General features: G+C 76.4%; 26 protein-coding genes. 13 read left to right on the top strand and 13 right to left on the bottom strand.

What is annotated here, in order from left to right:
- Positions 1-171 precede the first annotated feature (171 nt).
- Positions 172-1,446 (top strand): adenylosuccinate synthase, encoded by a 1,275-nt coding sequence (locus tag WJX68_RS12300; protein WP_340289845.1) that lies wholly within the window; start codon positions 172-174, stop codon positions 1,444-1,446.
- Here the strand turns inward: WJX68_RS12300 and WJX68_RS12295 are convergent.
- The 5 genes from WJX68_RS12295 to nth are packed head-to-tail and all read right to left on the bottom strand — an operon-like array spanning position 1,436 to position 6,144.
- Positions 1,436-2,653, bottom strand: coding sequence for an MFS transporter (locus WJX68_RS12295; protein WP_340289842.1), 1,218 nt, complete (start codon positions 2,651-2,653; stop codon positions 1,436-1,438). The genes WJX68_RS12300 and WJX68_RS12295 overlap by 11 nt on opposite strands.
- Positions 2,654-2,709: 56 nt before the next feature.
- Positions 2,710-3,909, bottom strand: a complete 1,200-nt coding sequence (locus tag WJX68_RS12290) for a MarP family serine protease (protein WP_340289961.1) — start codon at positions 3,907-3,909, stop codon at positions 2,710-2,712.
- A 2-nt stretch (positions 3,910-3,911) separates the two neighbouring features.
- Complete coding sequence (locus WJX68_RS12285) at positions 3,912-4,652, bottom strand: NUDIX hydrolase (protein WP_422785696.1); 741 nt, start codon at positions 4,650-4,652, stop codon at positions 3,912-3,914.
- The gene (locus tag WJX68_RS12280; RefSeq protein WP_340289840.1) at positions 4,649-5,314 is read right to left on the bottom strand and encodes a TlpA family protein disulfide reductase; all 666 of its coding nucleotides are present in this window, start codon (positions 5,312-5,314) and stop codon (positions 4,649-4,651) included. Before WJX68_RS12280 ends, WJX68_RS12285 begins: the two co-directional genes overlap by 4 nt.
- Positions 5,311-6,144 carry an endonuclease III gene (gene nth / locus WJX68_RS12275; protein ID WP_422785695.1) on the bottom strand — a complete coding sequence of 278 codons (834 nt, stop codon included), beginning with the start codon at positions 6,142-6,144 and terminating at the stop codon, positions 5,311-5,313. Before nth ends, WJX68_RS12280 begins: the two co-directional genes overlap by 4 nt.
- A gap of 224 nt (positions 6,145-6,368) precedes the next feature.
- On the opposite strand from nth, the gene WJX68_RS12270 reads away from it, so the two are divergent.
- The 4 genes from WJX68_RS12270 (at position 6,369) to WJX68_RS12255 (ending at position 9,441) form a co-directional block, all read left to right on the top strand.
- Positions 6,369-6,617, top strand: a complete 249-nt coding sequence (locus tag WJX68_RS12270) for a hypothetical protein (protein ID WP_060714143.1) — start codon at positions 6,369-6,371, stop codon at positions 6,615-6,617.
- Between the two features lie 140 nt (positions 6,618-6,757).
- Complete coding sequence (locus tag WJX68_RS12265; RefSeq protein ID WP_340289832.1) at positions 6,758-7,432, top strand: Crp/Fnr family transcriptional regulator; 675 nt, start codon at positions 6,758-6,760, stop codon at positions 7,430-7,432.
- A gap of 51 nt (positions 7,433-7,483) precedes the next feature.
- The gene (locus WJX68_RS12260) at positions 7,484-8,746 is read left to right on the top strand and encodes an MFS transporter (protein ID WP_340289830.1); all 1,263 of its coding nucleotides are present in this window, start codon (positions 7,484-7,486) and stop codon (positions 8,744-8,746) included.
- Entirely contained in the window at positions 8,743-9,441 is a 699-nt protein-coding gene (locus WJX68_RS12255) for an HD domain-containing protein (protein WP_340289827.1), read from the top strand. Before WJX68_RS12260 ends, WJX68_RS12255 begins: the two co-directional genes overlap by 4 nt.
- Positions 9,442-9,444: 3 nt before the next feature.
- Here the strand turns inward: WJX68_RS12255 and WJX68_RS12250 are convergent, their stop codons facing one another.
- Both WJX68_RS12250 and WJX68_RS12245 read right to left on the bottom strand, forming a co-directional pair.
- On the bottom strand, positions 9,445-10,233 hold the full coding sequence (locus tag WJX68_RS12250; RefSeq protein WP_340289824.1) for an MBL fold metallo-hydrolase: 789 nt from the start codon (positions 10,231-10,233) through the stop codon (positions 9,445-9,447).
- A complete protein-coding gene (locus tag WJX68_RS12245; RefSeq protein ID WP_340289822.1) occupies positions 10,230-11,036 on the bottom strand; it encodes an NUDIX hydrolase in 807 nt (268 codons plus the stop codon). The genes WJX68_RS12250 and WJX68_RS12245 overlap by 4 nt, the downstream gene beginning before the upstream one ends.
- A 51-nt stretch (positions 11,037-11,087) precedes the next feature.
- On the opposite strand from WJX68_RS12245, the gene WJX68_RS12240 reads away from it, so the two are divergent.
- Positions 11,088-11,981: a Gfo/Idh/MocA family protein gene (locus WJX68_RS12240; protein WP_340289820.1), complete on the top strand. Its 894-nt coding sequence runs from the start codon at positions 11,088-11,090 to the stop codon at positions 11,979-11,981.
- Between the two features lie 23 nt (positions 11,982-12,004).
- Here the strand turns inward: WJX68_RS12240 and WJX68_RS12235 are convergent, their stop codons facing one another.
- The 4 genes from WJX68_RS12235 to WJX68_RS12220 are packed head-to-tail and all read right to left on the bottom strand — an operon-like array spanning position 12,005 to position 15,732.
- Complete coding sequence (locus WJX68_RS12235; protein ID WP_340289818.1) at positions 12,005-14,518, bottom strand: hypothetical protein; 2,514 nt, start codon at positions 14,516-14,518, stop codon at positions 12,005-12,007.
- 23 nt (positions 14,519-14,541) lie between these two features.
- Complete coding sequence (locus WJX68_RS12230) at positions 14,542-15,105, bottom strand: hypothetical protein (RefSeq protein ID WP_340289815.1); 564 nt, start codon at positions 15,103-15,105, stop codon at positions 14,542-14,544.
- Position 15,106: 1 nt separating this feature from the next.
- Positions 15,107-15,565, bottom strand: a complete 459-nt coding sequence (locus tag WJX68_RS12225) for a RidA family protein (RefSeq protein WP_340289812.1) — start codon at positions 15,563-15,565, stop codon at positions 15,107-15,109.
- Complete coding sequence (locus WJX68_RS12220; RefSeq protein ID WP_340289809.1) at positions 15,562-15,732, bottom strand: Sp36 family protein; 171 nt, start codon at positions 15,730-15,732, stop codon at positions 15,562-15,564. The genes WJX68_RS12225 and WJX68_RS12220 overlap by 4 nt, the downstream gene beginning before the upstream one ends.
- Positions 15,733-15,866: 134 nt before the next feature.
- On the opposite strand from WJX68_RS12220, the gene bagA reads away from it, so the two are divergent.
- The gene (gene bagA / locus WJX68_RS12215) at positions 15,867-16,919 is read left to right on the top strand and encodes an ATPase BagA (protein ID WP_340289806.1); all 1,053 of its coding nucleotides are present in this window, start codon (positions 15,867-15,869) and stop codon (positions 16,917-16,919) included.
- Positions 16,916-18,055: an ArsA family ATPase gene (bagB, locus tag WJX68_RS12210; RefSeq protein ID WP_340289804.1), complete on the top strand. Its 1,140-nt coding sequence runs from the start codon at positions 16,916-16,918 to the stop codon at positions 18,053-18,055. The genes bagA and bagB overlap by 4 nt, the downstream gene beginning before the upstream one ends.
- Positions 18,056-18,078: 23 nt before the next feature.
- Here bagB and WJX68_RS12205 read toward each other — a convergent pair whose 3' ends face one another.
- Both WJX68_RS12205 and WJX68_RS12200 read right to left on the bottom strand, forming a co-directional pair.
- Positions 18,079-18,756, bottom strand: coding sequence for a class I SAM-dependent methyltransferase (locus WJX68_RS12205; protein ID WP_340289802.1), 678 nt, complete (start codon positions 18,754-18,756; stop codon positions 18,079-18,081).
- A gap of 17 nt (positions 18,757-18,773) precedes the next feature.
- The gene (locus tag WJX68_RS12200; RefSeq protein WP_340289799.1) at positions 18,774-19,136 is read right to left on the bottom strand and encodes a WhiB family transcriptional regulator; all 363 of its coding nucleotides are present in this window, start codon (positions 19,134-19,136) and stop codon (positions 18,774-18,776) included.
- Positions 19,137-19,293: 157 nt separating this feature from the next.
- Here WJX68_RS12200 and WJX68_RS12195 point away from each other — a divergent pair, with 157 nt between their 5' ends.
- The 5 genes from WJX68_RS12195 (at position 19,294) to WJX68_RS12175 (ending at position 25,733) form a co-directional block, all read left to right on the top strand.
- Positions 19,294-21,672, top strand: coding sequence for a penicillin-binding protein (locus WJX68_RS12195; RefSeq protein WP_340289797.1), 2,379 nt, complete (start codon positions 19,294-19,296; stop codon positions 21,670-21,672).
- Positions 21,673-21,764: 92 nt separating this feature from the next.
- On the top strand, positions 21,765-22,676 hold the full coding sequence (locus tag WJX68_RS12190; protein ID WP_340289794.1) for a hypothetical protein: 912 nt from the start codon (positions 21,765-21,767) through the stop codon (positions 22,674-22,676).
- Positions 22,677-22,811: 135 nt separating this feature from the next.
- A complete protein-coding gene (locus WJX68_RS12185) occupies positions 22,812-24,086 on the top strand; it encodes an MFS transporter (protein WP_340289791.1) in 1,275 nt (424 codons plus the stop codon).
- Positions 24,083-25,234 (top strand): DNA polymerase III subunit delta', encoded by a 1,152-nt coding sequence (locus WJX68_RS12180; RefSeq protein ID WP_340289788.1) that lies wholly within the window; start codon positions 24,083-24,085, stop codon positions 25,232-25,234. The genes WJX68_RS12185 and WJX68_RS12180 overlap by 4 nt, the downstream gene beginning before the upstream one ends.
- Entirely contained in the window at positions 25,227-25,733 is a 507-nt protein-coding gene (locus WJX68_RS12175) for a 2'-5' RNA ligase family protein (protein WP_340289785.1), read from the top strand. Before WJX68_RS12180 ends, WJX68_RS12175 begins: the two co-directional genes overlap by 8 nt.
- The last annotated feature ends 26 nt before the right edge of the window (positions 25,734-25,759 follow it).

The raw sequence follows: 25,759 nt of genomic DNA, 5'->3' as shown, positions 1-25,759 counted from the left end.
GGGCCGGATACCGTGGAAGGGAAGACGGTGACGCCGCTGCGGCAGGCAGTCGAGGAGCACCGCTTCGGGATCGGTCGGAACCACTGATCGAGTACCCTCCTCGCCGCGGAATCCGGAAATCACGCCCGGGCCCGCGACCGTGACGAGCGTGTGTGAACTGGAGTCTCTTACATGCCCGCAATCGTGTTGATCGGCGCCCAGTGGGGCGACGAGGGCAAGGGCAAGGCGACGGACCTGCTGGGCGGGCAGTTCGGCTGGGTCGTGCGCTACCAGGGCGGCAACAACGCCGGGCACACCGTGGTCACCCCCGACGGCCGTGACTTCGCGCTGAAGCTCATCCCGTCCGGGATCCTCTCCCCGGGCGTGAAGAACGTGATCGGCAACGGGGTCGTCGTGAACCCCGAGGCACTGATCGAGGAGAAGGCCGGGCTGGAGCGCCGCGGCGTCGACACCTCCGGCCTGCTGATCTCGGCCGACTCGCACCTGATCATGCCGTACCACGTGGCGATCGACCGCGTCACCGAGCGCTACCTCGGCAAGGCCAAGATCGGCACCACCGGCCGCGGCATCGGGCCCGCCTACCAGGACAAGGTGGCCCGGGTCGGCGTCCGCGCCGCGGACCTGCTCGACGAGAAGATCCTGCACCAGAAGGTGGAGGCGGCCCTCGAGCTGAAGAACCAGATCCTGGTCAAGGTCTACAACCGCCGCGCCCTCGACTTCCACGAGGTCGTCGACACCGTCCTGGAGCAGTCGAAGGAGTTCGCCGACAAGATCGTCGACACCCGGCTGATGCTGAACGAGGCCCTGGAGCGCGGCGAGACGCTGCTGCTGGAGGGCTCGCAGGGCACCCTGCTCGACGTCGACCACGGCACCTACCCGTTCGTGACCAGCTCGAACCCGACCGCGGGCGGTGCCTCGGTCGGCTCGGGCATCGGCCCGAACAAGATCACCCGGGTGATCGGGATCCTGAAGGCGTACACCACCCGTGTCGGCTCCGGTCCGTTCCCGACCGAGCTGCACGACGAGATGGGCGAGTTCCTCCGCAAGACCGGCGGCGAGGTCGGCGTCAACACCGGCCGCGCCCGTCGCTGCGGCTGGTTCGACGCCGTCATCGGGCGCTACGCGGTGCGGGTCAACGGGATCACCGACGTGTTCCTGACCAAGCTGGACGTCCTGTCCGGGCTGGAGTCGGTGCCGATCTGCGTGGGCTACGAGGTCGACGGCCACCGCGTCGACGAGATGCCGATGACCCAGACCGGCTTCCACCACGCCGTCCCGGTGTACGAGGAGATGCCCGGCTGGGTCGAGGACCTCTCCGGGGCCCGTGCCTGGGAGGACCTGCCGGCGGCCGCGCAGGCGTACGTGCAGCGGATCGAGGAGCTCACCGGCGCGCCGGTGTCCGCGATCGGCGTCGGCCCCGGCCGGGACCAGACGATCACCCGCTGACCCGCTCCGCCCGCCGGGCCCCGTTCCGCTCGTCGCGGACCGGGGTCACGGCCGCGGCGGCCAGCGGCGCCACGGCCGCGATCGCGAACGCCGCCGCGTAGCCGGTCGCCCCGACCAGCGCGCCGAGCGCGACCGGCACCACCGAGGCGACGGCGTTCTGCCCGGTGTTCTGCACCCCGAGCGCCCGCCCGGACCAGGACGGCCCGGCGAGTTCGGCGGTGCTGGTGAACGCCAGCCCGTTCGGGGCGACGGTCACGACCGCACCGACCGCGAGCATCGTGACGGCGAGCCACCCGGCGACCGCGTCGCCCAGCGCGAACAGCAGCAGCACCGCCGTCGCGGCCAGGGCGACCTGGCGCATCGGGCGCAGCCGGGATCCGGCCCGGTCCGACCACGCCCCGGTCGCGATCCGGCCGACGGCACCGGCGATCTGGCCGCCGGCGACGAACGCGCCCGCCGCGGCGACGTGCCAGCCCTGCTCACGGACCAGGTACTCGGTGGCGAACGAGGCCACCGCGAACTGCGAGACCACCAGCAGCGCGCTGGCGCCGTGCACCCGCCACAGCACCGCCGTCCGGTACGGCGAGCGCTCCGGCGCGGCCCCCGCGGGCCGCGGCGCGCGCGGCGGGTCCGGTGCCAGCGTCGCCACGAGCACCGCGGCGACCACGCACAGCGCCGCGGGCAGCAGCAGCGCCCGGAACGGCCCGACGGCGGCGGCCAGGGTCGGCAGCGTCAGCCCGGCCACGGCGACGCCGAGCGGCTGCGAGGTCTGCCGGATCCCCATCGCCGTCCCGCGTTCGTGGGCGGCGAACCAGCCCATCACCATCCGGCCGCTCGCCGCGAACACCGACGCGGCCCCGGCCCCGCCGAGACCGAGCAGCACCAGCAGCACCGGCCCGGGTCCCAGCGGCAGCAGCGCCGCCCCGGCGACGGCGACGGCGCACACCGCGAGCCCGATCGTCATGACCCCGCGCTCGCCGGACCGGTCCGCGGCCGCGCCCCACAGCACCAGGGTGCACAGCAGGCCGACGGTGGGGGCGCCGACGTAGGCGCCGACCTGGGCCAGCGACAGCCCGGCGGTGTCGCGCAGCAGCGGCACGACGAAGGGCAGGCCGTAGACGAACGAGCACGCCGCGGTCTGGGCGAACACGCCGACGGCCAGCACCAGCCAGCGTCGGCGGGTGCGGGTCACGTCGGCGACGGTCATGTGTCTACGCTAAGCATCGTCCCACGATACGGCCAGCGTGTCCCGCATCCTGGGAATCAGGAGGCGCAGCTCCCGGTGTCCGCGGACGCCGTCGCACCGCTCGCGGCCACGTTCAGCGCCTGGGCGACCTGCTCGGCGGTCAGCACGAAGCCCGTCTCCGAGTCGTCCAGGGCCGCACCGAACACCACGCCGACGACGCGGCCGTCCGGCGCGATCATGGGGCCGCCGGAGTTGCCGGAGCGGACCACCGCACGGACGGTGTAGACGTCGCGCAGCACGCTGCCCTGCTCGTAGATGTCCGGGCCGCGCAGCCGGATCCGCTCGCGGATCTTGCCGGGGGTCACCGTGTACGGGCCGTCCAGCGGGTAGCCCAGGATGATCACGTCGTCGCCGACGCGGGCCGGGTCCGGGCTGAACTGCAGCGGCTGCTCCTCCAGATCGGGCACGGCGAGCACCGCGACGTCGACCTCGGGGTCGTAGAACACGACGTCGGCGTCGAGCTGGCGGGTGCGCCCGCTCGCCGTGGTCACCTCGACGGTGGTGCTCGAGGTCCCGGCGACGACGTGCGCGTTCGTCATGACCCGCTGCGGGGCGACGACGAACCCGGTGCCCTCCAGCGCGCGCCGGCACGACGGCGCGCGCCCGCGGACCTTGAGCACCCGGTCGCGGACCTCGGTGACCACCGGGGACCGGGCGAGCGCGGAGTCCGGCGGCCCGACCGCGGCGACCGGTGTGCGCGAGAACGGGCTGACCACATCGGGGAAGCCGGAGTCGTCGAGCAGCTGGCGCAGTTCGGCGGGCAGCTTGCGCGCCTGGTCGGGCATGACCTCGTCGACCCCGGCCAGCACGCGGGAGTCCCGCAGGCCCGAGGTCAGGGTGGCGAAGCTCGTCGAGGACAGCGGGAGCGCGATCAGCCACGCGGCGACGACCACGGCGACGGCCTGCACCCCGGCCCCGAGGGCCGAGTCGACCTTCAGCGTGCCCTCGCCGCGGATCCGGTCGCGGATGAACCGGCCCAGGTAGACCCCGGTCGCCTCGCCGAGCGCGACGAGCAGCACCACGACGCCGATGCCCAGCAGCACCTTGCCCTGCTGCGACTCCACCTGCGCGGCGAGCAGCGGCGCGAGCCGCAGCCCGAGCACCGCGCCCGTCAGCACCCCGACGAACGACAGCAGCGCCACCGCCACCCCGTGCCGCCAGCCCGACGCCGCGGCCAGCAGCGCCAGGATGACGACGACCACGTCGACCCAGCTGATGCTCACCGGTCCACCACGCCGTGGTCGCTCACCCGGGCTCCTCCCTGGTCGGTGTCCCGGGCGCGCGCCCAGGCGTCGTCGAGGTCCTCGATCCGGCCGGCGTCCCAGGGACGCTCCCAGCCGGACCGGTGCAGCAGCGCGGACAATAGGCCCCCGGTGAACCCCCAGATCACCAGGCCCGCGCAGCGGAACGCGGGTCCGGTGTGCCCGCGGGGGCCGCGCACGGTGAAGCGGTGGGCGGGGTCGGTCAGCACGCCGACCGGGACGCGGAGCACGCGCGCGACCTCGCCGGCGTCGACCACCCGGACCGGGGACGGGGCCGCCCAGTGCGCGAGCACCGGGGACACCAGGAAGCCGGTCGGGGGGATGAACAGCTCCGGCAGGACGGCCAGCGGCACGACCCCGGCCGGGTCCAGCCCGGTCTCCTCGCGCGCCTCGCGCAGGGCCGCGTGCACCGGGCCGGTGTCGGTCGGGTCGACCCGCCCGCCGGGGAAGGCGACCTGGCCGGCGTGCGAGCGCAGGGTCGAGGCCCGCTCGGTGAGCAGCACCTCCGGGTCGGGGCCCGCGGTGAACAGCATCAGCACCGACGCCCGTCGCGGGACGGGACCGGCCGGTGCCTGCCGGCGCGCGCCGAACCACGCCGGGTCCAGCCCCAGCGCGCCGTCGACGAGCGGGCGCAGCTCCGCCGGGGCGGCCGCCGGGTCGGGATCGGGGACGGCCGGGACGCCCGGCAGCACGCTCACCGCAGCCGCTCCACGGCGGCCGCGACGTCGTCGGCGGTGCGGAACGGGACCGGCGGGTCGACCATCGCGAGGCCGCCGTCGGCACGGGACACGTAGGACACCGGCAGCAGCGGCGGCGCGTCCAGCGCCCGGCGCACGGCCCGCTGCGGGTCGGTGACGGCCGGCAGCCGCACCCCGAGCCGCGCCGCCAGCTGCAGCGCGGTCACCGGGTCGTCCTGCACGTCGACGGTCAGCACCGGCACCGCGCCCGGCCGGGCGGCGTAGGCCTGCAGGGCGGGCAGCTCCTCGCGGCACGGCACGCACCACGACGCCCAGAAGTTCACCAGCGTCGGCCGTCCGGCCAGGGCCGCGCCGAGGTCGGTGCTGCCGTCGGCGCCGAGGCAGGGGACCGTGATCCCGGCCAGCGGCCCCGCGGGTGCGGCGCCGGTCGGGGCGGGGCAGGGCTGCAGGCGGGCCGAGGCCCGCGCGGCCGCGAGCGCCTGCGGGTCGGCGGCACCCGGGTCGCTCTCCGGACGGTCGGCGGCGGCCGTTGTGCCCGGGCCGGCCGCGTCCGGCGCGGACCCGGACCCGGACGGCCACAGCGCCCACACCGCGATCGCGACGAGCACGACGACCACGACGGTCGAGACGATCTCGGAGCGGGAGGCGCCGGTCCGGGTCACCGGCCGTCCCCGCCGGGGACGATGCCGGCGAGGCCCAGCAGGTGCTCGCGCTCCGGGCCCTTGACCAGCGCCGCGGCCTCCGCCGGGTCGGTGGGGCCGAGGCCGTAGGCGGGGCAGTCCGCGGCCAGCGTGCACGCCCCGCAGGCCGGCTTGCGCGAGTGGCACACCCGGCGGCCGTGGAAGATCACGTGGTGGGAGACGATCGTCCAGTCCCGGCGCGGGACGAGCTCGCCGATCGCGTGCTCGACCTTGACCGGGTCCTCCTCGGTCGTCCAGCCCCAGCGGCGCACCAGGCGTCCGAAGTGCGTGTCGACGGTGATCCCGGGGACGTCGAACGCGTTGCCGAGGATGACGTTGGCGGTCTTGCGCCCGATCCCCGGCAGCTTCACCAGCTCGTCGAGCGTGGCGGGCAGCTCCCCGCCGTGCCGCTCGACGACGGCGGCGCCCAGCCCGATCAGCGACGTCGCCTTGTTCCGGTAGAAGCCGGTCGGGCGGATCATCTCCTCGAGCTCGGTGCGGTCGGTGCCCGCGTAGTCCGCGGCGGTGGGGTAGCGCGCGAACAGCGCCGGGGTGACCTGGTTGACCCGCTCGTCGGTGCACTGGGCGGACAGGATCGTGGCGACCGCGAGGTCCAGCGGGGTCGTGAAGTCCAGCTCGCAGTGCGCGTGCGGGTAGGCCTCCGCCAGCGCGCGCAGGATGCGGTTGACCCGGCGGGCCCTGCCGATCCGGCTCTCCCCGGCCGCGACCCGTGCGGCGAGACCCGCAGCGGCGCGGCGGCTGGGCCGCGCGGGCTGCGAGGTCTGCGGCGTCCGTCCGGCGGAGGTGCTCACGTGACCGAGGGTACGGGTGGGGACCGACGGTCGTGACGCGGTGTCGCACCACGCGGCCGGCCCGTCCGGCGCCCCGCCCGGCGCGCGGGCCCGCCGGACGGCCCCGGCGGCCGGGCGGATGTGCGGCGAACGGCCGGGCAGGTCACGAACGCGTCACGAACCGGTCGGCGCGGCTACCCCCCGCGGCGCGGCGTACGAATCCGTACGGGAGAATCGGAAGTGCCATGACTGCCTGGTTGAGCGTCCTCGTCCCGCTGCTCGTGATGTTCTTCGCGCTCGGCATGGAGCGTGTGGAGTCCCGCCTGAGGGAGTCCACCGTGCGCCAGGACGAGCTCGACGAGATGCTCGAACAGCCCCGGCCCGACGAGGTCCGGGCCCTGTTCCGGTCCGGTACGGGCCGCGCGCTGGAGCTGTTCCGGCTGCGCAACCGGCGGCGCCGGGGGGCGCGGCGCAGCCAGGTCCCGTCCGCCTGACAAGATCGTCCGGGTGAACGGACCCGATCGGATGTCAATCCGATCGGGCCAGTGGTGCGCGCGTGTGTGGCGAAGACCTCTACACTGACGCGCCGACAACCCGCCGTGACGACAGCGGCCGGTGAACGAGGAGCATTGCAGTGGACGAGGTTCTGATCCGGGCCGGGATCTTCCAGGGTGTCGAGCCCCAGGCCGCCGAGGCGCTGGCCGAGGCGCTGGAGACCGCCGAGTTCTCCCGTGGGCAGGTCATCTTCTCCGAGGGCGAGCCCGGTGACCGCCTCTACATCGTGTCCGGGGGGAAGGTGAAGCTCGGCCGCAAGTCCCCCGACGGCCGGGAGAACCTGCTCATGGTGGCCGGCCCGTCGGACATGTTCGGCGAGCTGTCCATCTTCGACCCGGGCCCGCGCACCTCCTCGGCGACCGCGGTCACCGAGGTGCGCTGCTTCACCATGGACCGCAGCGCGCTGCGGGAGTGGATCGGCAAGCGCCCGGAGATCGCCGAGCAGCTGCTGCGCGTGCTGGCCCGCCGCCTGCGCCGCACCAACAACATGCTCGCGGACCTGATCTTCACCGACGTGCCGGGCCGCGTCGCGAAGTCGCTGCTGCAGCTCGCGCGCCAGTTCGGCTCCCAGGAGTCGGGCCTGCTGCGGGTCACCCACGACCTCACGCAGGAGGAGATCGCCCAGCTCGTCGGCGCCTCCCGCGAGACCGTGAACAAGGCGCTCGCCGACTTCGCCCACCGCGGCTGGCTGCGGCTGGAGGGCAAGAGCGTGCTGATCCTGGAGCCCGAGCGCCTGGCCCGCCGCGCCCGCTGACCCGGCAGAACCCGCTGGTACGCCCGTACCAGACCGTGTGATGCTGGGCGGGTGGCCGCCTCACTGTCCGACTACCGCGCCGCCCTGGGTACGCCCGGGGCGGCCGCGCCGGTCTGCGCGTCGGTGATCGGGCGGTTCCCGATCGCGATGCACAGCCTCGCGACGCTGCTCTACGTCCGCGAGCTGCACGGCTCCTACGCCGTCGCCGGTGCGGTGTCGGCGTCGCTGCTGGTCGGGACGGCGGTCGGCACCGTCCTGCAGGGGCGCCTGCTCGACCGGCTCGGCCCCACCCGGCCGATGCTGGTGCTGGCGGCGGTCTACCTGGTCGCGGTGACCGGACTCGTGCTGAGCATCGAGGGCCGGACCGCGCTGCCGGTGACCGTCGCGGTGGCGGTGCTCACCGGGCTCGCGACGCCCGCGTTCGAGGGGTCCTCGCGGGCCCTCTGGTCGGACCTGACCCCGGCGGGGCCGCGCCGCGAGGCCGCCTACACCTACGAGGCGATCAGCCTGGAGACGTTCTTCGTCCTGGGGCCCGCGCTGGCCGCGGTGCTGGTGGTGACCACGCCGTGGCCGGGGACGGCGCTCGTCGTCGCGGCGGCGGCGGAGATCGTCGGGACCACCTGGTTCGCGCTGACCGCGGCCGTGCGACGGCGGTCGGCCCGCATCCGTGCCGAGCGGGCCGACGGGTCGCTCGCCGTCGAGGCGGGCCTGCTCGGGGTGTTCCGCCGGCCCGGGCTGCGGACGGTGGCGCTGGCGTCGCTCGGGTTCGGGCTGGTCGCGGGCACCGCCGAGGTCGGTGTGATCGCCGCGACCGCGTTCGCAGGGTCCCCCGCGGCGGGCGGCGTGCTGCTGTCGTTGTGGTCGGTCGTCTCGGTGCTGACCGGTGTCGTCTACGGGCTGCGGCCGTGGCCGCGCCCGCTGCACGTGCGGCTGCCCGTCCTGCTCGGCGGCTTCGCCGTCCTGGTGACGGCGATGGGCCTGGTCTCGCCGGTCGGCTCGCTGGCGCTGCTCGCCGTCGTGATGATGGTGGCCGGCGCGCTGATCACCCCGCAGGTCACCGCGCACTCCCTCGGCGTCGAGCAGACCGCCCCGGCGGGGTCGGCGACCGAGGCGTTCAACTGGATGGTGATGGCCGCCGTGCTCGGCGTCTCCGCCGGTCAGGCCGTGTCCGGCGTCATGATCGACGCCGTCGGGCCGGCCGGGTACGCGGCCGGCGGCGTGCTCGGGCTGCTCGTCGCCGGGCTGCTGTGGCTGCGTCGCGGCAGCGTCGCCGCGACCGACCCGCGGGCCGCCGCGGTCGGGAGCCCGGCGTGAGCGCGCCGAGCGGCGCCGGGCTGCGGCGCCTGCGCGACGTCGTCGCGGACGACATGGCGGGCGCCGACGTCGCGCACGACCTCGCCCACCTGGACCGGGTCGCGGGGCTGTCCGCGCGGCTCGCGGCGCGGGAGGGGCTCGACGGGTTCGTCGCCGCCGTCGCCGCGTACGTGCACGACCACCACCGCGCCGCCGAGGCCCGGCTCGGGCGGGTCGTCGCCCCGGCCGAGGTCCGCGACGACGCCCGCGACGCCCTGCGCCGCGCGGAGATCGACGAGGTCCTCTGGGAGCCCGTCCTGGACGCCGTCGAGGCCACCGGGCGCTACTCGTTCGGGGCCGAGCCCGGCGCGCCCACCGCGGACCGGATCGCGGCGTGCCTGCACGACGCCGACATGCTCGACGCCATGGGCGCCACCGGGATCGCCCGCGCGTTCGCCTACGGCGGCGCGATCGGCGAGCCGCTGTGGGACCCGGCCGCGGGCGTCGACGGCGGCGGCTACCGGTCCGGCCCGACCGGCTCGGTCGTCGCGCACTTCCACGAGAAGCTCCTGCGGCTGCGCGGCGAGCTGCGCACCGCGGCGGGCCGGGAGCTGGGCGAGCGGCGGCACGCTGCGCTGCAGGAGTTCCTGCGCCGCTTCCGGGAGGAGTGGGTCGAGGCCCACGGCGACGACGACGGCGCCCCGCCCGCGGCCTGAGCCTCAGTCGCGCAGGTGGTCCAGCTGGGCGCGGACGGACAGCTCGGCCGCGTCCCACAGCGAGGTGTCGACGTCGGCGTAGACGACCTCGACGACCTGGCGCGCCGAGGCACCGGGCCCCAGCTCGTCGAGCGCGGCGCGCACCTGCTCCAGCCGCTGCTCGCGGTGGGCCAGGTAGTGGCGGGCGATCTCGGCGGCGTCGGGCAGCTCCGGACCGTGCCCGGGCAGCAGCGGGGTACCGGCCGGCAGCTCGGCGATCCGGCGCAGCGAGTCCAGGTAGGGCCCCAGCGCGCCGTCCGGGTGGGCGATCACCGTGGTGCCCCGGCCGAGGACGGTGTCACCGGCCAGCAGGGCGGTGCCGTCGTCGCCCGGGCCGCGCAGCAGCAGCGACACCGAGTCCGAGGTGTGCCCCGGCGTCGTGAGCACCCTCAGCTCGACACCGCCGCCGGCGACCACCGCGCCGTCGGTCAGCGGGTCGGTGCCCGAGGCCAGCGACGGGTCCGCAGCGTGCACCGGCGCCCCGGTCAGCTCGACGAACCGGTCGATGCCGCCGGCGTGGTCGTGGTGGCGGTGGGTGAGGACGATCGCGGCGACCGGCGGGCCGTCGGCCAGCGCCTCGAGGTGGACGCCGTCGTCCTCGCCCGGGTCGACGACGATCCGGTCACCCGAGTCCGGGGCGGCGAGCACCCAGGTGTTGGTGCCGTCCAGCGTCATCGGGCCGGGGTTGTCCTGCAGCAGCACCGACGCCAGCGGGTGCGCCGTGCGCAGGGCGCCGTAGTGCGGGTGGCTCACCGGGTCGCCTCCTCGTAGATCCAGTCGGGGTCGCCGGGCAGGGTGATCGTGACGACCCGGCCCTCGCGCCGCACCTCGGGCGTGATCGGCTCGATGTCCCGCGACGCGGCCGCGGCCAGCACCTCGGCCGCGGTGTCGTGCCGGTCGAGCTCCTGCAGGGTCCGCAGGGTCGGCGGCATGAGCTTCAGGTCGCCGCCGTCGTAGCCGGCCAGGGCCTCGGCCGGGGTCCACCAGCGGGCCTCGACGGCCTCGGTGGTGGCGTCGTCGGCGACCTGGCCGTCCGGGACGCGCGCGACCAGGAACGCGGTGTCGTAGCGCTTCGGGTTGCGCGGCGGGGTGATCCAGCGCGCCCACGGCACCAGCAGGTCCGCGCGCAGCTCCAGGTCGTGCTCGGCCAGCAGCTCCGGCAGGGTCGCGCGGCGGCTGACGAGCTCGTCGCGCCAGCCCGCGGCACCGCTCATCGGGCCGGGCTCGGACCCGGCGGGCGCGGCGAGCAGCACGCCGCACTCCTCGAAGGTCTCGCGGACGGCCGCGGTGACCAGCGCGGCGGCCAGGTCGGCCGGCTGGGCGAACCGGGTGCCGAACTGCGACGGCTCCGGGCCCCGCCAGCGGGCCGGGTCGGGGGTGTCGCCGGAGGACACCCCGCCGCCGGGGAACACGGTCATGCCCCCGGCGAACGCCATGCCGGTGACCCGTCGCTGCAGGAAGACCTGCAGGTCACCGCCGGTGGGCTCGTCACGGACCAGCAGGACGGTCGCGGCCGGCCGCGGCTCGACCGGCTGCGCCGCCGGATCAACGCTCATGGCCGGACCCTAGGTCATCTCCGGGGTGGTCGAGTGCGTGACAATGCCCGCATGCGTATCGGACTGCTCGGTGCCGGACCGTGGGCGCAGGCGGTGCACGCCCCGGCGATCGCCGCGCATCCGCGCTGGTCGGCGGCCGGGGTGTGGGCCCGGCGGCCGGAGGCGGCCGCCGAGGTCGCCGCGATCTCCGGCGGCCCGGTCCACACCTCGGTGGAGTCCCTGCTCGACGCCTGCGACGCCGTCGCGTTCGCCGTCCCGCCCGCCGTGCAGGCCGGGCTGCTGGAGACGGTCGTCGGGGCCGGGAAGCACGTGGTGCTGGAGAAGCCGCTGGCCGCCGACCTGCCCGCCGCCCGCCGGGCCGCCGCCGCGGTCGGGGCCGCCGGGGTCCGGTCGGCGACGATGCTGACCCTGCGCTTCGACCCGGCGATCCGCGCCTGGCTCGACACCGTGCCCGACGGCGCCGGCGGCCCCGGGACGACCGCGACCGCCCGCTGGCTGTCCGGTGCGCTGCTCGGCGGCCCGTTCGCGGCGTCGGCGTGGCGGGCCGAGCACGGCGCGCTGCTCGACGTCGGGCCGCACGTCGTCGACCTCCTCGACGCCGCGCTCGGCCCGGTCACCGGCGTCGACCACGGCCACCGCGACGAGCCGGACCTGTGGCGGTTCGGCCTGGTCCACGCGGGCGGGGCGCGCAGCTCGGTGGTGCTGTCGCTGCGGATCCCGGTGGACCCGACCGACTTCGAGGTGGCGCTGGCCGGGGGCATGGGCCCGGACGGCCGCGGCCGCCACGTCCTCGACCGCCGCCCGGCCGACGCGGTCGCCTGCTTCGGGGCCCTGCTCGACGACCTCGAGGCCGCGATCGCCGACGGCACCGACCTCCCGGTCGACGCCCGCCGCGCACTGCACCTGCAGCAGGTGATCGACGGGGTCGTGCGCGCCGTCGGCTGACGGCGCGCGCCGCCCGCGGGGGCTCAGCCCCGGTCGGTGCGCGCCGTGCCGTTGCGCGGGGTCGGCTCGCCGCCGGTCTCGCGCGCCGCGAGCTCCTCGTGCAGGCGCTGCAGCAGCTCCTGCTCGGTGGGGGTCAGCCGGTCGGCGAGCCCGCCGGACGGCCGCGGCCGGGGCTGCGGACGCGGGCGCGGCGGGGCCGCCGGCCCGGGCTGCTCCGGCGCGTCCTCGACGACCACGTCGGCCGGTGCGGTGGGGTCCTCGGCCGCCTCGGCCTCGTCGTCGTCCTCGGTGACGAGCAGGTGCCGCGGGCGCCGTTCGCCGGTCGCGGGACCGGGGACGACCGTGGCGGGCAGCATCGGGACGCCCGGCGGCGTGCGGGGCTCGGCGACCGGCTCCTGCTCCGGCTCCACGGCGTCGGCCGCGTGGGCCGGTGTGCCCGGGGCGGTACCGGCCGCCGGTGGGGTGTCCTCGACGGCCGTCGCGACGGCGGGCACGACGCGCGGGGTGCCGGGCACGGTGTCACCGGGACCGCCCCGCACGGCCGGGTCCGCGCCGTCACGGGGTGCCGGTCCGGGCTCCGGGACGGCCGCGGGTACCGGGTCGACGTGCGGGGCGACGCCGGTCCAGGAGCCGGAGGCCCAGTCGGCGAGCCAGGCTGCCTCGTCGGGCGCGGGGGCGGCCGGGGGACCGACGGGCGGGCGGCCGGCGGGCCGCTGCACCGCGGCGGGGGGCGCCGGCGGCACGCCCGGGACCGGCGCCACCGGAGACGGGGGCGGCGTGGCCGACGTCCACGGCACCGGCGCCGGGCCGGCACCGTTCACGTGGGGGACGGCCCCGTTGCCGGTCGCGCCGTTGCCGGGGTGACCGTGGCCGGTCACGGGGAACGGGGCGGACACCGGCTCGCGAACCGCGCCGGGGTCCCCGGCGGGCGAGGGCTCCGGCCCGGCCGCGGGGCCGGGGGCCGACGCGTGCGCACCGTCCGTGTCCGGCGGTGCGGCGGCGGCCGGCTCCGGTGCGACGTCGTCGCCCGGCAGGTCGCGCGGGAGGCCGTGGCCCGGGGTCGCCACCGCGTCCCGGTCGCCGGCGGCGTCGAACCAGTCGCCCGCCGAGGCCTCCCGCAACGCCCGGATCGGGGGCGACGGCCGCGGCGCCGGATGGGGGGTGTCGTCGGCGTCCCCGGCCGGCGCGGTGGAGCGACGGCCGGCCGGGCTGCGCGGTCCGCCGGGGCCGGGGACGGCCGCGTCGAAGGTCCCCGCGCCCGGGGCGGGCCCGGCGCCGGTGCTGGAGGGGAGGTCGCCGGTCCCGTGCGCGGCGTCGCCGGCCGGGCGGCGGACCGGCAGTCCGCCGACGGGGGTCTCCGGTCCCGCGGCCGGCTCGCCGGTGGGTGTTCCGTGCCCGGCCCCGGGGGGCACGGGGGCGTCGCCGACGGGGTCGGCGGGCGCCGGACCGCCGTCGGCGTCCGCGGAGTCCGGGTGGAGCGGCTCGACGGCGGGCAGCTCGGCGCCCGGGGCGCCCCCCGCCGGACCGTCCGGCTCCCGCTCCGCCGCGCCGGGGCCGGGGGCCGTGGTGTCACCGGGCAGCGCGTCGCCGACGGGGCCGGCACCGGCCGCGCCGATCCCGGTCGGACCCGTGTCGGTGGGGCTCGTGTCGGTCGGGACGGGGTCGGCCCGGCCGTCGTCGGTCGGGTCGAGGTCGGTCGGGTCGAGGTCCGCCGGGCCGAGGTCGGTCGGGCTCAGGTCCACCGGGCCCGGGTCCGCCGGGCCCGGGTCGGCCGGACCGTGGTCGGCCGGACCGTGGTCGGCCGGGTCCGCCGGCGCCGGGTCCGTCGCCGCGGGGGCGGTGCCGGCCGGCTCCGTGACGGCCGTGCGGTCGTGCGGGACGACGTCGGAGGGGACCCGTGAGGACGGCGCGGTTCCCGGCCCCGCGGAGCTCCCGTCCTCGGGGGCACCGGCACCGGCGGTCCCCACCGGCAGCGGGCGCGCGACGTCGTCGGCGGCGCGGTGGTAGCCGGGGTCGGGCGCGTCGCCGTCGCCGACCTCGACCGACACGACCAGTCCGGCCCGGGCCAGCGCCGACTGCGCCTGGTAGGTCAGGACCTCCGGCGCACCGCCGGGACCGGTCCGTGCCAGCAGCACCGGCTGCGGCAGCGGTCCGGGCGCGGCGCCGGCGGGCGTGGTCCGCCAGGCCAGCGTCCAGCCCGTCCCCGGCGACGGGACGCCGTCGAGCGCGGCCGCGATCGCCTCCGCCGCCCCGGGCGGGCCCTCGGCGGTGAACCGGTGCGCGGTCCCGGCCGCCTCCCCGGCCGCCGGCAGGCACTGCCCGGCGTCGGGCTGCACCCGGCGCGCCGAGGCCGCGGCGACCAGCCCCGCGCGCAGCGCCGCCGGCAGCACGGCGCGGGCCGCGACCAGCTCGGCGACCAGCAGCTCCAGCGCGTGCCCCTCCTCGCCGACGGCGACGAGCTCGCGCCCGGTGGCGAGCAGGTCGTCGTCCACCCGGCCGGCCAGTTCCCGCAGCAGGCGGTACGTGGGGTCGGACATGGGGCCTCCTTCGCGGTCCCGCGTCAGCCGGTGGGGACCGGCTCGCGGCTCCACAGCGACGCCGCCGCCGTGCACGCGGCCTCGTGGTACTCGGTCGGGGCGTCGCCGGTGAGGACCTCGACGCGCGGGACCCGCTCGCCGTGCACCCGCAGCAGGCGGGCCACCGCGGCGGCGAGCAGGTGCGGCCGGCGTGCGTCGCGCACGACCAGGACCCGGGCCCCGTCGGCCCGGACGGCCAGGAGCAGCGCGGACGCCTCGTCGCGCACCACGGACAGCGCCGACCAGGCGGCGAGGTCCGGCTCGCCCGCGGTGAACGCGGGCGGGGCGGGGGGCGCGCCGGGCAGGACCGCGTCGACCAGGCGGCGCGACGGGGCGCCGGGGCCGACGACGTCGGCCAGCAGGGCGCGTTCGCCGTCGGTCAGACCGATGCGGTGCCGGAGCAGCGTGCGGGGCAGGACGGCACCGAGCGCTGCGGTGTCCCCGGCGGCCAGCCAGTCGCGCAGCCGCCAGAGCAGCTCGTCCGGGACCCGGCCCGCGAGCCGCAGCAGCAGCTCGTGACCGGCCGGGACCCGGGCGGGCGCCGACACGTCAGCCCCCGACCTCGACGGTCAGCTCCACCTCGACCGGCACGTCCAGCGGCAGCACCGCGACGCCGACGGCCGACCGCGCGTGCGCCCCGGACTCGCCGAAGACCTCGCCGAGCAGGTCCGACGCGCCGTTGATCACTCCGGGCTGCCCGGTGAACGACGGGTCGGAGGCGACGAAGCCGACGACCTTGACCACGCCGGTGACGGAGTCGAGGCCGACCAGGCCGTCGATCGCGGCCAGCGCGTTCAGGGTGCAGATGCGGGCCAGGTCGTACGCCTGCTCGGCGTCGATCCCCGCGCCGACCTTGCCGGTCGCGGCGACCTTCCCGTCGACGAACGGGACCTGCCCGGCGGTGAACACCAGGTTCCCGCTGCGCCGGGCCGGGATGTAGGCGCCGGCCGGGGCCGCCACCGCGGGCAGCGTCAGGCCGAGGTCCCGCAGGCGGGCGAGTGCGCTCACTGCTGCACCGGGCGCTTGAAGAACGCGACCAGCTGCTCGGCGTTCGCGCCGGTCGTGACCGTGACCAGCTCCCAGCCGTCCTGGCCGAAGTTGTCCAGGATCGCCTTGGTGTTGTGGATCAGCAGCGGGGCGGTCAGGTATTCCCACTTCAGGGCCGGGGAGCTCATGGGCGGACTGTATCCCGGGCGCCGGACCCGCACGGCCGTGGCGCGACGGATGGCCGTCCCCCTGCGACGGACGTCCGTGTGGGCCGCGCCTCGCCGGCGGGCCGCCGCCGGTACCCGCTCGTAGGCTGGGCCCCGTGACGACGACCGTCCGGACCGACCCCGGAACCCGCCCCGCCCCGTGGCCCGCGGCGCTGTCGCGCGCGCGGCTGCACGTGGTGTCGGGCAAGGGCGGCACCGGCAAGACCACGGTGGCCGCGGCGCTGGCGCTCGCGCTGGCCGGCGGCGGCAAGCGGGTGCTGCTCGTCGAGGTGGAGGGGCGCCAGGGCATCGCCCAGGTCTTCGACACCGCACCGCTGCCCTACGAGGAGCGCCGCATCGCCGTCGCCCCGGGCGGCGGCGAGGTGCGCGCGCTCGCGGTGGACACCGAGGCCGCGCTGCTCGAGTACTTCGAGATGTTCTACCGGCTCGGGATGGCCGGGCGGACGCTGCGCCGGATGGGCGCGATCGAGTTCGCGACGACGCTGGCCCCCGGCCTGCGCGACGTGCTGCTGACCGGCAAGGCCAAGGAGTGCGTGACCCGCACCGACCCCGACGGGCGCCCCGCCTACGACGCCGTCGTCCTCGACGCCCCGCCCACCGGGCGGCTGGTGACCTTCCTCGACGTGACCCGGGCGATGGCCGACCTGGCCAAGGTCGGTCCCATCCACGGCCAGGCCAAGGGCGTCGAGGCGCTCATCCACTCGCCGCTGACGGCGGTCCACCTGGTCACGCTGCTGTCGGACCTCCCGGTCACCGAGACCCTCGACGCCGCCGGCGAGCTGGAGGCCGCCGGCATCCCGCTGGGCACCGTCGTCGTCAACCGGATGCGCGAGCAGTGGCTGCCGGACCGGTCGGTGACGGCGGCCGCCGGCGGCCGCGTCGACGCCGCCCGGATCCGCAACGGCCTGCTCAGCGCCGGGATCGAGCTGGCGCCCGACGAGATCGACGGCCTGGTCGCGGAGACGGTGGAGCACGCCGTCGCCGTCGAGGGGGAGACCGCGGCGCTGCGCCGCCTGGAGACCGAGCCGGACCCGCCGCTGCCGCGGCTCACGCTGCCCGCCCTGCTCGGCGGCGTGGACCTGGGCTCGCTCTACGAGCTCGCCGAGTCGATGACCGCGCAGGGCGTGCACCTGGAGGCCCGCCGATGAGCCCCGACCTGGACCTGGACGCCCTGATCGACGACCCCGCCACCCGCGTCGTCGTGTGCTGCGGCTCCGGCGGCGTCGGCAAGACGACGACGTCGGCGGCGCTGGCCGTGCGCGCCGCCGAACGGGGCCGCTCGGTCGTCGTGCTCACGATCGACCCGGCCCGCCGGCTCGCCCAGGCCCTCGGGCTCGACGAGCTGTCCAACGACCCGGCGCCGGTGAAGGAGACCACCGGCGAGCTCGCCGCGATGATGCTGGACATGCGCCGCACCTTCGACGAGATGGTGGAGTCGCACGCGCCGCCCGAGCGGGCGCAGAAGATCATCGAGAACCCCTTCTACCAGACGATCTCCTCCTCGTTCTCCGGGACGCAGGAGTACATGGCGATGGAGAAGCTGGGGCAGCTCGCGGGCGCCGGGACCTGGGACCTCGTGGTCGTCGACACCCCGCCGTCGCGCTCGGCACTGGACTTCCTCGACGCGCCGCAGCGCATGTCCCGTTTCCTCGACGGCCGCATGATCCGGCTCCTCGCCGCGCCCGCCCGGGCTGGCGGCCGCGGGCTGCGCAAGATCGTCGAGGCGGGGTTCGGCCTGTTCGCCAAGGCCGTCGGGTCGATCATCGGCGGGCAGATGCTGCAGGACGCGTCGGCGTTCGTGCAGGCCTTCGACACCCTGTTCGGCGGGTTCGCCGAGCGGGCCGAGAAGACCTACGCCCTGCTGCGCTCGCCCGGGACGGCGTTCCTCGTCGTCGCCGCCCCGGAGCCGGACGCGCTGCGCGAGGCCGCGTACTTCACCGAGCGGCTGTCGTCGGAGGACATGCCGCTGGCCGGGCTGGTGCTCAACCGCACCCACCCGGTGCTCGCGCCGGTGTCCGCGGCCCGCGCCCGGGCCGGTGCCGAACAGGTCGGCGGGCCCGGTTCGCAGATCGCCGCCGCGGTGCTGCGCCTGCACGCCGACCGCGCCGACCTGCACGACCGCGAGGAGCACCTGCTCACCCGGTTCTCCGCGGCGCACCCGGGCGTGCCCGTGGTGCGGGTGCCCGCGCTGGCCGGCGACATCGCCGACCTCGACGGGCTGCGCCGGGTCGGCGCGCTGCTGGCCGGGGCGGGCGAGCCGGGGGCGGCCGCGACCGTCGGCTGACCGGCCGGGGCGCCCGGCCGCGGTCAGGGCATCGCGAAGAAGATCATCGGGTTGCGGTCGGTCCCGCGCGCCCCGGTGATCCCCAGCTCGCCGCGGACGGCCTCGATCGCCCGCAGGGTGGCGCGCGCGGCGGGCCGGGCCGCGGTGAACCACGGCGTCCCCCGGGACCGCAGCGCGCGCAGCACCTCCGCGCCCTCGGTGAACGGACGCGCCCAGGGCAGGTGGTAGACGTCGTGCACGCTGGTCGGGGTGCCCGCCGGGACCCGGTCGAACAGGTGCCGCAGGTACCAGCGGGCGAACCGGCGCCCGTGGTCGGCGTCGACGAACAGGTAGCCGGTGTCGGCGGGCACCCGGTCCACGGTGTCGCGCAGGTCCCCCGGGTGGAACGTCCAGCGGTCCCCGGCGAGCTCCGCGGGCACGGTGCTCCGCACGTGCTCCACGCGGTCGAACGAGTGGAGGTGCCCGGTCCCGTTGTCGCGCAGGGCGGACAGGATCCACGTGGTGGACCAGCCGTAGAACGTGCCGATCTCGACGACCTGCTCCGGCCGGTGGTGGCGCAGCAGCAGGTAGGTGAGCTCGGCCTCGACGTCGTCGAGCTGCGGGGTGATCGTCCCCGTGGCCAGCAGCGCGCGCTGCTGCCCGATCACCGCGACGAGGTCGTCGGCGTGCGTCCGGTAGAGGCCGGTCAGGAGGTCGAGCACGCGGCGACGCTATCGGGTCAGGCGCTCCTGCGGCGTCCGGCGTAGTGGTCGGAGCGCGCGCGTCCCAGCAGGCCCGCCCAGTCGCGGACGTCCGGGCGGCGCCGCAGGACCGCCCGCCGCTCGCGCTCGGTCATCCCGCCCCACACCCCGAACTCGACCTGGTGGTCCAGCGCGTGCGCCAGGCACTCGGTCCGCACCGGGCAGGCGAGGCAGAACTCGCGGGCCTCGCGCTGGTCCGCGCCGGTCACGAACAGCTCCTCGGCGTTCTCGGTGCGGCAGCGCGCCGCGGAGCGCCAGTTCCACACCGCGGTGCAGGCGCGGACGACGACGGCGGGGCGCAGGCGGGGCCTGCCGGTGACGGGACGCAGGGTGTCGGGCATCGTGCTCGCCTCTCGGGCCGGGGCGGGCCGGACCGGCCCGCGTCGTGACGGTTCGATCCTCGACCGCACGGGGGGCCCGGGTCAGCGCGCAAAACTACGCAACCCGGGGACACCGACCTGACGTCCGTCTGACCTCCCGGCCCGTACGCTGGCCCGCGTGAGGTTCCCCCGGCGTCTGCTCCGCCCGCTCGGCGTGCTCGCGGGCCTGTGCGTCCTGCTCGGTGTGGTCACGGCGGGGATGGCCTTCCCGCTGGCCGGTGGCCTCGGTGTGCTGTCGAACGAGGCCGGTGACAGCGTCACCTCCAGCTCCGCGGACCTGGTCGGCACCCGCGCGCCGCTCACCACGACCCTCACCGACTCCGACGGCCGACCCATCGCCTACCTGTTCGACCAGAACCGCACCGAGGTCACCAACGACCAGATCTCGGCGGCGATGAAGGGCGCGATGCTGGCGATCGAGGACCGCCGCTTCTACGAGCACGACGGCGTCGACTGGCAGGGCACGCTGCGCGCGGTCGTCGCCAACTCGGCGTCCGGGGACGTCGTGCAGGGCGCCTCGACGATCACCCAGCAGTACGTCAAGAACTACATGCTCTACGTCGACGCGACGACCGAGGCCGAGCGGCTCAAGGCCACCGAGCAGACCCCGGCGCGCAAGCTGAAGGAGGCGCGGATCGCCCTGCAGCTGGAGCGCCAGCTGTCCAAGGACGAGATCCTCAACCGCTACCTCAACATCGTCTTCCTGGGCAACGGCTCCTACGGCGTCGCGGCCGGGGCGCGCACCTACTTCAACACCACGCCGGACAAGCTGACCGTCCCGCAGGCCGCGATGCTCGCCGGCATGGTCCGCTCGACCACCCAGTTCGACCCGGTGCAGAACCCGCAGACCGCGCTGCAGCGCCGCAACGTCGTGATCGACCAGATGCGCCAGCAGGGCATGATCGACGACGTCCAGGCCCGGCAGGCCATGGCCGCGCCGCTGGGCGTCGCGAATCCGCTGGTCCGGGTGCCGAACGGCTGCATCGGCGCCGGCGACATGGGCTTCTTCTGCAAGTACGTCGTGCAGTACCTGACCGAGGCGGGCTTCTCCGAGGAGCAGATCAACCGCGGCGGCTACACCATCCGCACCACGCTGGACCGGCGCGCGATGACCGAGGTGAAGCGCTCGCTGGACAAGGAGGTCGCGCCGGAGACGCCCAACGTCGCGAACGTCATGTCGCTGGTGCAGCCCGGCAAGGACAAGCACCGCGTGCTCGCGATGGGCTCCAGCCGCACCTTCGGCCTGAACGCCGACGCCGAGGAGACCAGCTACGGCCTGCCGTACCAGCCGGTCAACCTGGGTGCCGGGTCGACGTACAAGATCTTCACCGCGGCCACCGCGCTGGAGAAGGGCCTCGGCATCAACTACTCGATGCAGGTGCCGCCGTCGGGCTACGCCTCCCCGATCTACACCGACGGCGGCGGCCGCCCCATCCCGGTCGCGAACGCCGGCAACTACCCCGGCCGGATGAGCCTGACCGACGCGCTCGCCCAGTCGCCGAACACCGCGTTCATCAAGCTGGAGGAGTTCACCGGGGTGCCGGACGTGGTCGACATGGCCGTCCGTCTCGGGATGAAGTCCCTGGCCACGACCCCGTTCGTCGACCCGGGGACCGGCAAGCGCACCGACAAGTCGATCGCCGAGGTCATCAAGGACCAGCGGCTGGCGTCGTTCACCCTGGGCGTGACCCCGACGTCGGTGCTGGAGCTCGCGAACGTCGGCGCCACCCTGTTCTCCCAGGGCACGTGGTGCCCGCCGACGCCGATCGACTCGATCACCGACGCCGACGGCAAGAACGTCGCGATCACCGAGGAGCCCTGCCAGCAGGCCGTCGAGCCCGCGCTGGCGAACACCCTGGTCACCGGCCTGAGCAAGGACGACGTCGCCGGGACCTCGGCGGCCGCGGCGAAGGCCGCCGGCTGGGCCCGCCCGATGGCGGGCAAGACCGGCACCACCCAGCAGCACAAGTCGGCCGCGTTCATGGGCGCGATCCCGGAGATGGCCGGCGCGGTCATCACCTTCGACAACTCGAACCGGCCGCGCCCGCTCTGCGACGGCGGCGGCGCCCCGTTCGCCTGCGGCAACGGCAACATCTTCGGCGGCAAGACCCCGGCCCGGACCTGGTACGGCGCCGTCACCCCGCTGGTGGCGAACACGCCACCGACCCCGCTGCCCGCGACCGACCCCCGCTACCTCGACGGCGGCGCCGAGTCCCGCATCCCGGACGTCGTCGGGCGCTCGGCCTCGGCCGCGCGCGGCGAGCTCGAGGGCGCGGGCTGGCAGGTCACGACCCGCACCGTGGACAACAACGCGCCGGAGGGCACGGTCGTCGGGCAGGAGCCGCGCGGTGCCGCACTGCCGGGTGAGCAGGTGACCCTGCAGGTCAGCAGCGGCTCGGTCCCGGCCCCGCCGCCGCCCCCCGGCCCGAGCCCGAGTCCGGCGCCGCCCACCGGCCCGCCGGACGCCGGCCAGGCCCGCCCGCCGGACGGCGGCTGATCCCGCCCCGGCCGTCACCCGGCCGGGCGGGAGCGCGCGGCACACCATCGCGTGACACGGCATCGCCGCTGGTCGCGGCCTAGCATGCGCTCATGGCCGTGCGGTGGAGGACCAGGCGCACCGCGCCGGCCCCCGCCGACGACGGGCGCTGGGGCGTGGCGCGGCTCGTCGCCGAGCGCGAGGCGGAGCGCCGGGCCCGCGGCGGCGCCGCACCACGCACCGCCGGATCCCCGGCCGGGCCCGCGGCCGCGGATTCCGCCGTCCCCGATCCCGCCGTCCCCGATCCCGCCGCCCCCGATCCCGCCGACCCCGATCCCGCTGTCTCCGATCCCGCCGGCACCGATCGCGCGGATCTGCATCCCGCCGACACCGATCCCGCGGACCGCGAGTCCGCCGCGGGCGACTCCGCGTCCTCCGACCAGGACGGCGCCGCAGACGCGGGCGACGACCCCGGTGCCCCGGAGGTCGTGACGGACGACCCCGGTGGCCCGGAGACCGGGGAGGACGCGCCCGGCGACGGGGGACCCGGCGAGGACCCGGACGGCACCGAGGTCCCCACCGCCCGCACCCTGACCCCGGTCACCCCCCGCGCGCAACGCTCCGGGACCCCGCCGGTCGAGGTGCCCACCGACCGGACCCTGACCCCCGTCCGTCCCCGCGACCCGGCCGGTCCCGACGGCCCCGACGCCCCCGCGGACACCGTCCCCGGCCCGCGTCGCCCCGGCGGGCCCGCGCCGTCGTCGCCGGTCCCGCCGGTCCCGCGCCGCAACACGACCGGGCCGGCCCCGCGCCTGCCCGCGCCGCGCCCCCCGCGCCCGCAGAGTGCGACGCCGGTGGTCTACCGGCCGCCTGCGGTCTCCGCCCGCCCCCCGGTCGACCTCGACGAGGGCCTGCTCGGCTTCTCCCGCCTCACCCGGGGCCGGTTCGGGGCCCGGGTGTTCACGGCCGTCTTCGTCCTGGTCTACCTCGTGATCCTGATCCAGACGCTGTCCTCCATCGTCTGAGGCCGCCCGCCGGCTGTCGGACCCCCCGTCTAGCCTGGTGATCCGCACGGCCCGGCCCGGAGGAGGTGTGTCGCGATCACGACCCCGCCCGAGCGCGTCACGCCCGTCGCGCCGCCCCGCACCCCGGTGCTGGCCGTGCCGGCCTTCCGCAGGCTCTGGTCGGTCACCGCGGTGACCTCGACCGGCGAGTGGATGTCGCTGCTCGCGCTGACGTCGCTGGCCACCCACCTCACCGCGGAGGCCGGGTACACCGCGCAGAGCTTCGCGCTCGGCGGCGTCGTCGCGACGAAGCTGATCCCGTCGCTGCTGTTCGGGCCGCTGGCCGGGGTGCTCGCCGACCGCTTCGACCGCCGCAAGGTCATGGTCACCTGCGACCTGGCGAAGTTCGCGCTGCTGCTGACGATCCCGTTCGTCGGGGCGCTGTGGTGGCTGCTGGTGGTCACCCTGCTCATCGAGCTGTGCACCATGTTCTGGATCCCGGCCAAGGACGCGGCGGTCCCCAACCTGCTGCGCAGCCCGGCCCAGATGGAGAGCGCCGCCCAGCTCGGGCTGGTCGTGACCTACGGCGTCGCCGTCGCCGGCGGGGCCGGGCTGTTCGCGCTGATCAGCAAGGTCGCGCCGCTGCTCGGCGCGGACCGGACGGGCACGGTGTACGTGGCGCTGTGCGTGAACGCGTTCGCGTTCCTGCTCTCGGCGCTGGTGGTGTTCTTCCGGATCCCGGAGATCTCCGGGCGGGCGACGGAGAGCGAGCGGCGCCAGGCCCCGCCCTCGATGCTGTTCCTGCTGCGCGACGGCTACCGGTTCGTCGTCCACACCCCGCTCGTCCGCGGGCTGGTGATCGGCATCGTGGGCGCGTTCACCGCGGGCGGCGCCGTCATCGCGACGGCGAAGCTGTACGCGTCCAGCCTCGGCGGGGGCGACGCGGCGTACTCGATCCTGTTCGCGTCGGTGTTCGCCGGGCTCGCGAGCGGGATGGCGGCCGGGCCGTGGCTGGCGCGGCGGGTGCCGCACCGGCGGCTGTTCGGCAGCGCGATCGTCGGCGCCGGGGTGGCGCTGGTCGTCGTCGCGGTGGCGGTGCACCTGTTCATGGCGATCGCCGCGGTGCTGGCCGTCGGCGCGTTCGCCGGGGTCGCGTTCCTCACCGGTCTGACGATCATCGGCACCGAGGTGGCCGACGAGGTCCGCGGCCGGGTCAACGCGTTCGTGCAGTCGCTGGTGCGGCTGGTGCTGCTCGGGGCGATGTCGGTGGTGCCGGTCGTCGTCGGGATCGTGGCGACGCGGACCCTCACCCTCGGCGACACCGTGCTCCCGGTCGACGGCACCCGGTTCGTGCTCGCCGGCGGCGGGGTCCTGGCGGCGGTGGTGGGCGCCCTCGCGCGCCGGCAGATGACGGGAGGCCGGTCACGGTGAGCGTGTGGGACGACGTGGTGGGCCAGCCCGCCGCCGTCGCGGAGCTGGACGGGGCCGCGTCGGACCCCTCGGCGATGACGCACGCCTGGCTGTTCACCGGCCCGCCCGGCTCGGGACGGTCGAACGCCGCACGCGCCTTCGCCGCCGCCCTGCAGTGCCCGTACCACGGGTGCGGCGAGTGCGCGGCCTGCCGGACGGTGTTGGCCGGCACCCACTCCGACGTCCGCGAGATCGTCCCCGAGGGACTGTCCATCTCGGTCGCCGAGATGCGCTCGCTGGTGCAGCTGGCCGCCCGCCGCCCGGCCACCGGGAGCTGGCAGATCGTGATCATCTCCGACGCCGACCGGCTCACCGAGGGCGCGTCGAACGCGCTGCTCAAGGCCGTCGAGGAGCCCGCGCCGGAGACGGTGTTCCTGCTGTGCGCGCCGTCCGACCACCCCGAGGACGTGCCGATCACCATCCGTTCGCGGTGCCGCATGGTGCACCTGCGCAGCCCGTCGGCCGAGGCGGTCGCCGGGGTGCTGCGCGACCGCGACGGGGTCGACCCGGAGCAGGCGCAGTGGGCGGCGTCGGTGTGCGGGGGGCACGTCGGCCGCGCCCGCCGGCTGGCCCGCGACCCGCAGGCCCGGGCCCGGCGCGAGGAGATCCTCGCCGTGCCGACGGCCCTGCGCCGCCTCGGCGACGCGTTCTTCCACGCCGACGTGCTGATCCGCGCGGCCGAGGCGGAGGCCGAGGAGCTGCGGTCCTCGCGCGACGAGGCCGAGCGCGAGGAGCTCGCCGTCGCGATGGGTGCCGGCGGCACCGGCAAGGGCGCCGCGACGGCCGCCCGCTCGGCGAAGGCCGCCGAGCGCGAGCTGGAGAAGCGGCAGAAGAGCCGCGCGACCCGGACCCAGCGCGACGCGCTCGACCGTGCCCTGGTCGATCTCGCCGGCTTCTACCGGGACACGATCGTCGCCGCCACCGGCGCGACGGTCCCGCTGACCAATCCCGACCGCGACCGCGAGATCCGCATCGCCGCCGCCGAGTGGGGCCCGGTGTCGTCGCTGCGCCGGCTGGAGGCCGTGCTGGCCTGCCGGGAGGCGCTGCTGCAGAACGTGAAGCCGCGGATCGCCGTCGAGGCCATGATGACCGCGCTGCACCGTGGATGACCGGCCGCTGATCCTCACGGCCCTGCTCGACGACGACACCCAGGGCCGCTTCGACGACCTGCGCACCCGGCACTTCCCGCCCGGACGCAACCACCTCGCCGCGCACCTGACCCTGTTCCACGCCCTGCCCGGCGACGCGGTCGCCGGGCTCACCGCCGACCTGACGGCCGCGACCGCGCGCGGTCCGATGACCGCCCGCGTCACCGGGCTGCGGCTGCTCGGGCGCGGGGTCGCGTACACCCTGGACTGTCCCGGGCTGACGACCCTGCGCCGCGCCGTCGCCGACCGGTGGCGGGACCGGCTCACCCATCAGGACGCGGGGAAGTCCGACCTGCACGTCACCGTGCAGAACAAGGTCGCCCCGGCGGCGGCCCGGGCGCTGCACGACGACCTGGCCGCGGGGTTCGCGCCGTGGGACGCCGGCGTCCCCGGCCTGGCCCTGTGGCGCTACGACGGCGGGCCCTGGGAGCCCGGGCCGCGGTTCCCGTTCAGCGGGTGAGGGGGCTGCGGGCGGGTTCGGGCCGG

The sequence above is a fragment of the Pseudonocardia spirodelae genome, assembly GCF_037727765.1.
Lineage (GTDB): Bacteria > Actinomycetota > Actinomycetes > Mycobacteriales > Pseudonocardiaceae > Pseudonocardia > Pseudonocardia spirodelae.
This window is presented reverse-complemented; position numbering and strand designations above follow the sequence as displayed.

What these genes read in the sequence shown, in the direction of transcription:
- WJX68_RS12300 (WP_340289845.1), top strand. Translation starts at nt 172, where the DNA reads ATGCCCGCAATCGTGTTGATCGGCGCCCAGTGGGGCGACGAGGGCAAG.
- WJX68_RS12295 (WP_340289842.1), bottom strand. Translation starts at nt 2,653, where the DNA reads ATGACCGTCGCCGACGTGACCCGCACCCGCCGACGCTGGCTGGTGCTG.
- WJX68_RS12270 (WP_060714143.1), top strand. Translation starts at nt 6,369, where the DNA reads ATGACTGCCTGGTTGAGCGTCCTCGTCCCGCTGCTCGTGATGTTCTTC.
- WJX68_RS12245 (WP_340289822.1), bottom strand. Translation starts at nt 11,036, where the DNA reads ATGAGCGTTGATCCGGCGGCGCAGCCGGTCGAGCCGCGGCCGGCCGCG.
- WJX68_RS12240 (WP_340289820.1), top strand. Translation starts at nt 11,088, where the DNA reads ATGCGTATCGGACTGCTCGGTGCCGGACCGTGGGCGCAGGCGGTGCAC.
- WJX68_RS12235 (WP_340289818.1), bottom strand. Translation starts at nt 14,518, where the DNA reads ATGTCCGACCCCACGTACCGCCTGCTGCGGGAACTGGCCGGCCGGGTG.
- WJX68_RS12220 (WP_340289809.1), bottom strand. Translation starts at nt 15,732, where the DNA reads ATGAGCTCCCCGGCCCTGAAGTGGGAATACCTGACCGCCCCGCTGCTG.
- bagB (WP_340289804.1), top strand. Translation starts at nt 16,916, where the DNA reads ATGAGCCCCGACCTGGACCTGGACGCCCTGATCGACGACCCCGCCACC.
- WJX68_RS12200 (WP_340289799.1), bottom strand. Translation starts at nt 19,136, where the DNA reads ATGCCCGACACCCTGCGTCCCGTCACCGGCAGGCCCCGCCTGCGCCCC.
- WJX68_RS12190 (WP_340289794.1), top strand. Translation starts at nt 21,765, where the DNA reads ATGGCCGTGCGGTGGAGGACCAGGCGCACCGCGCCGGCCCCCGCCGAC.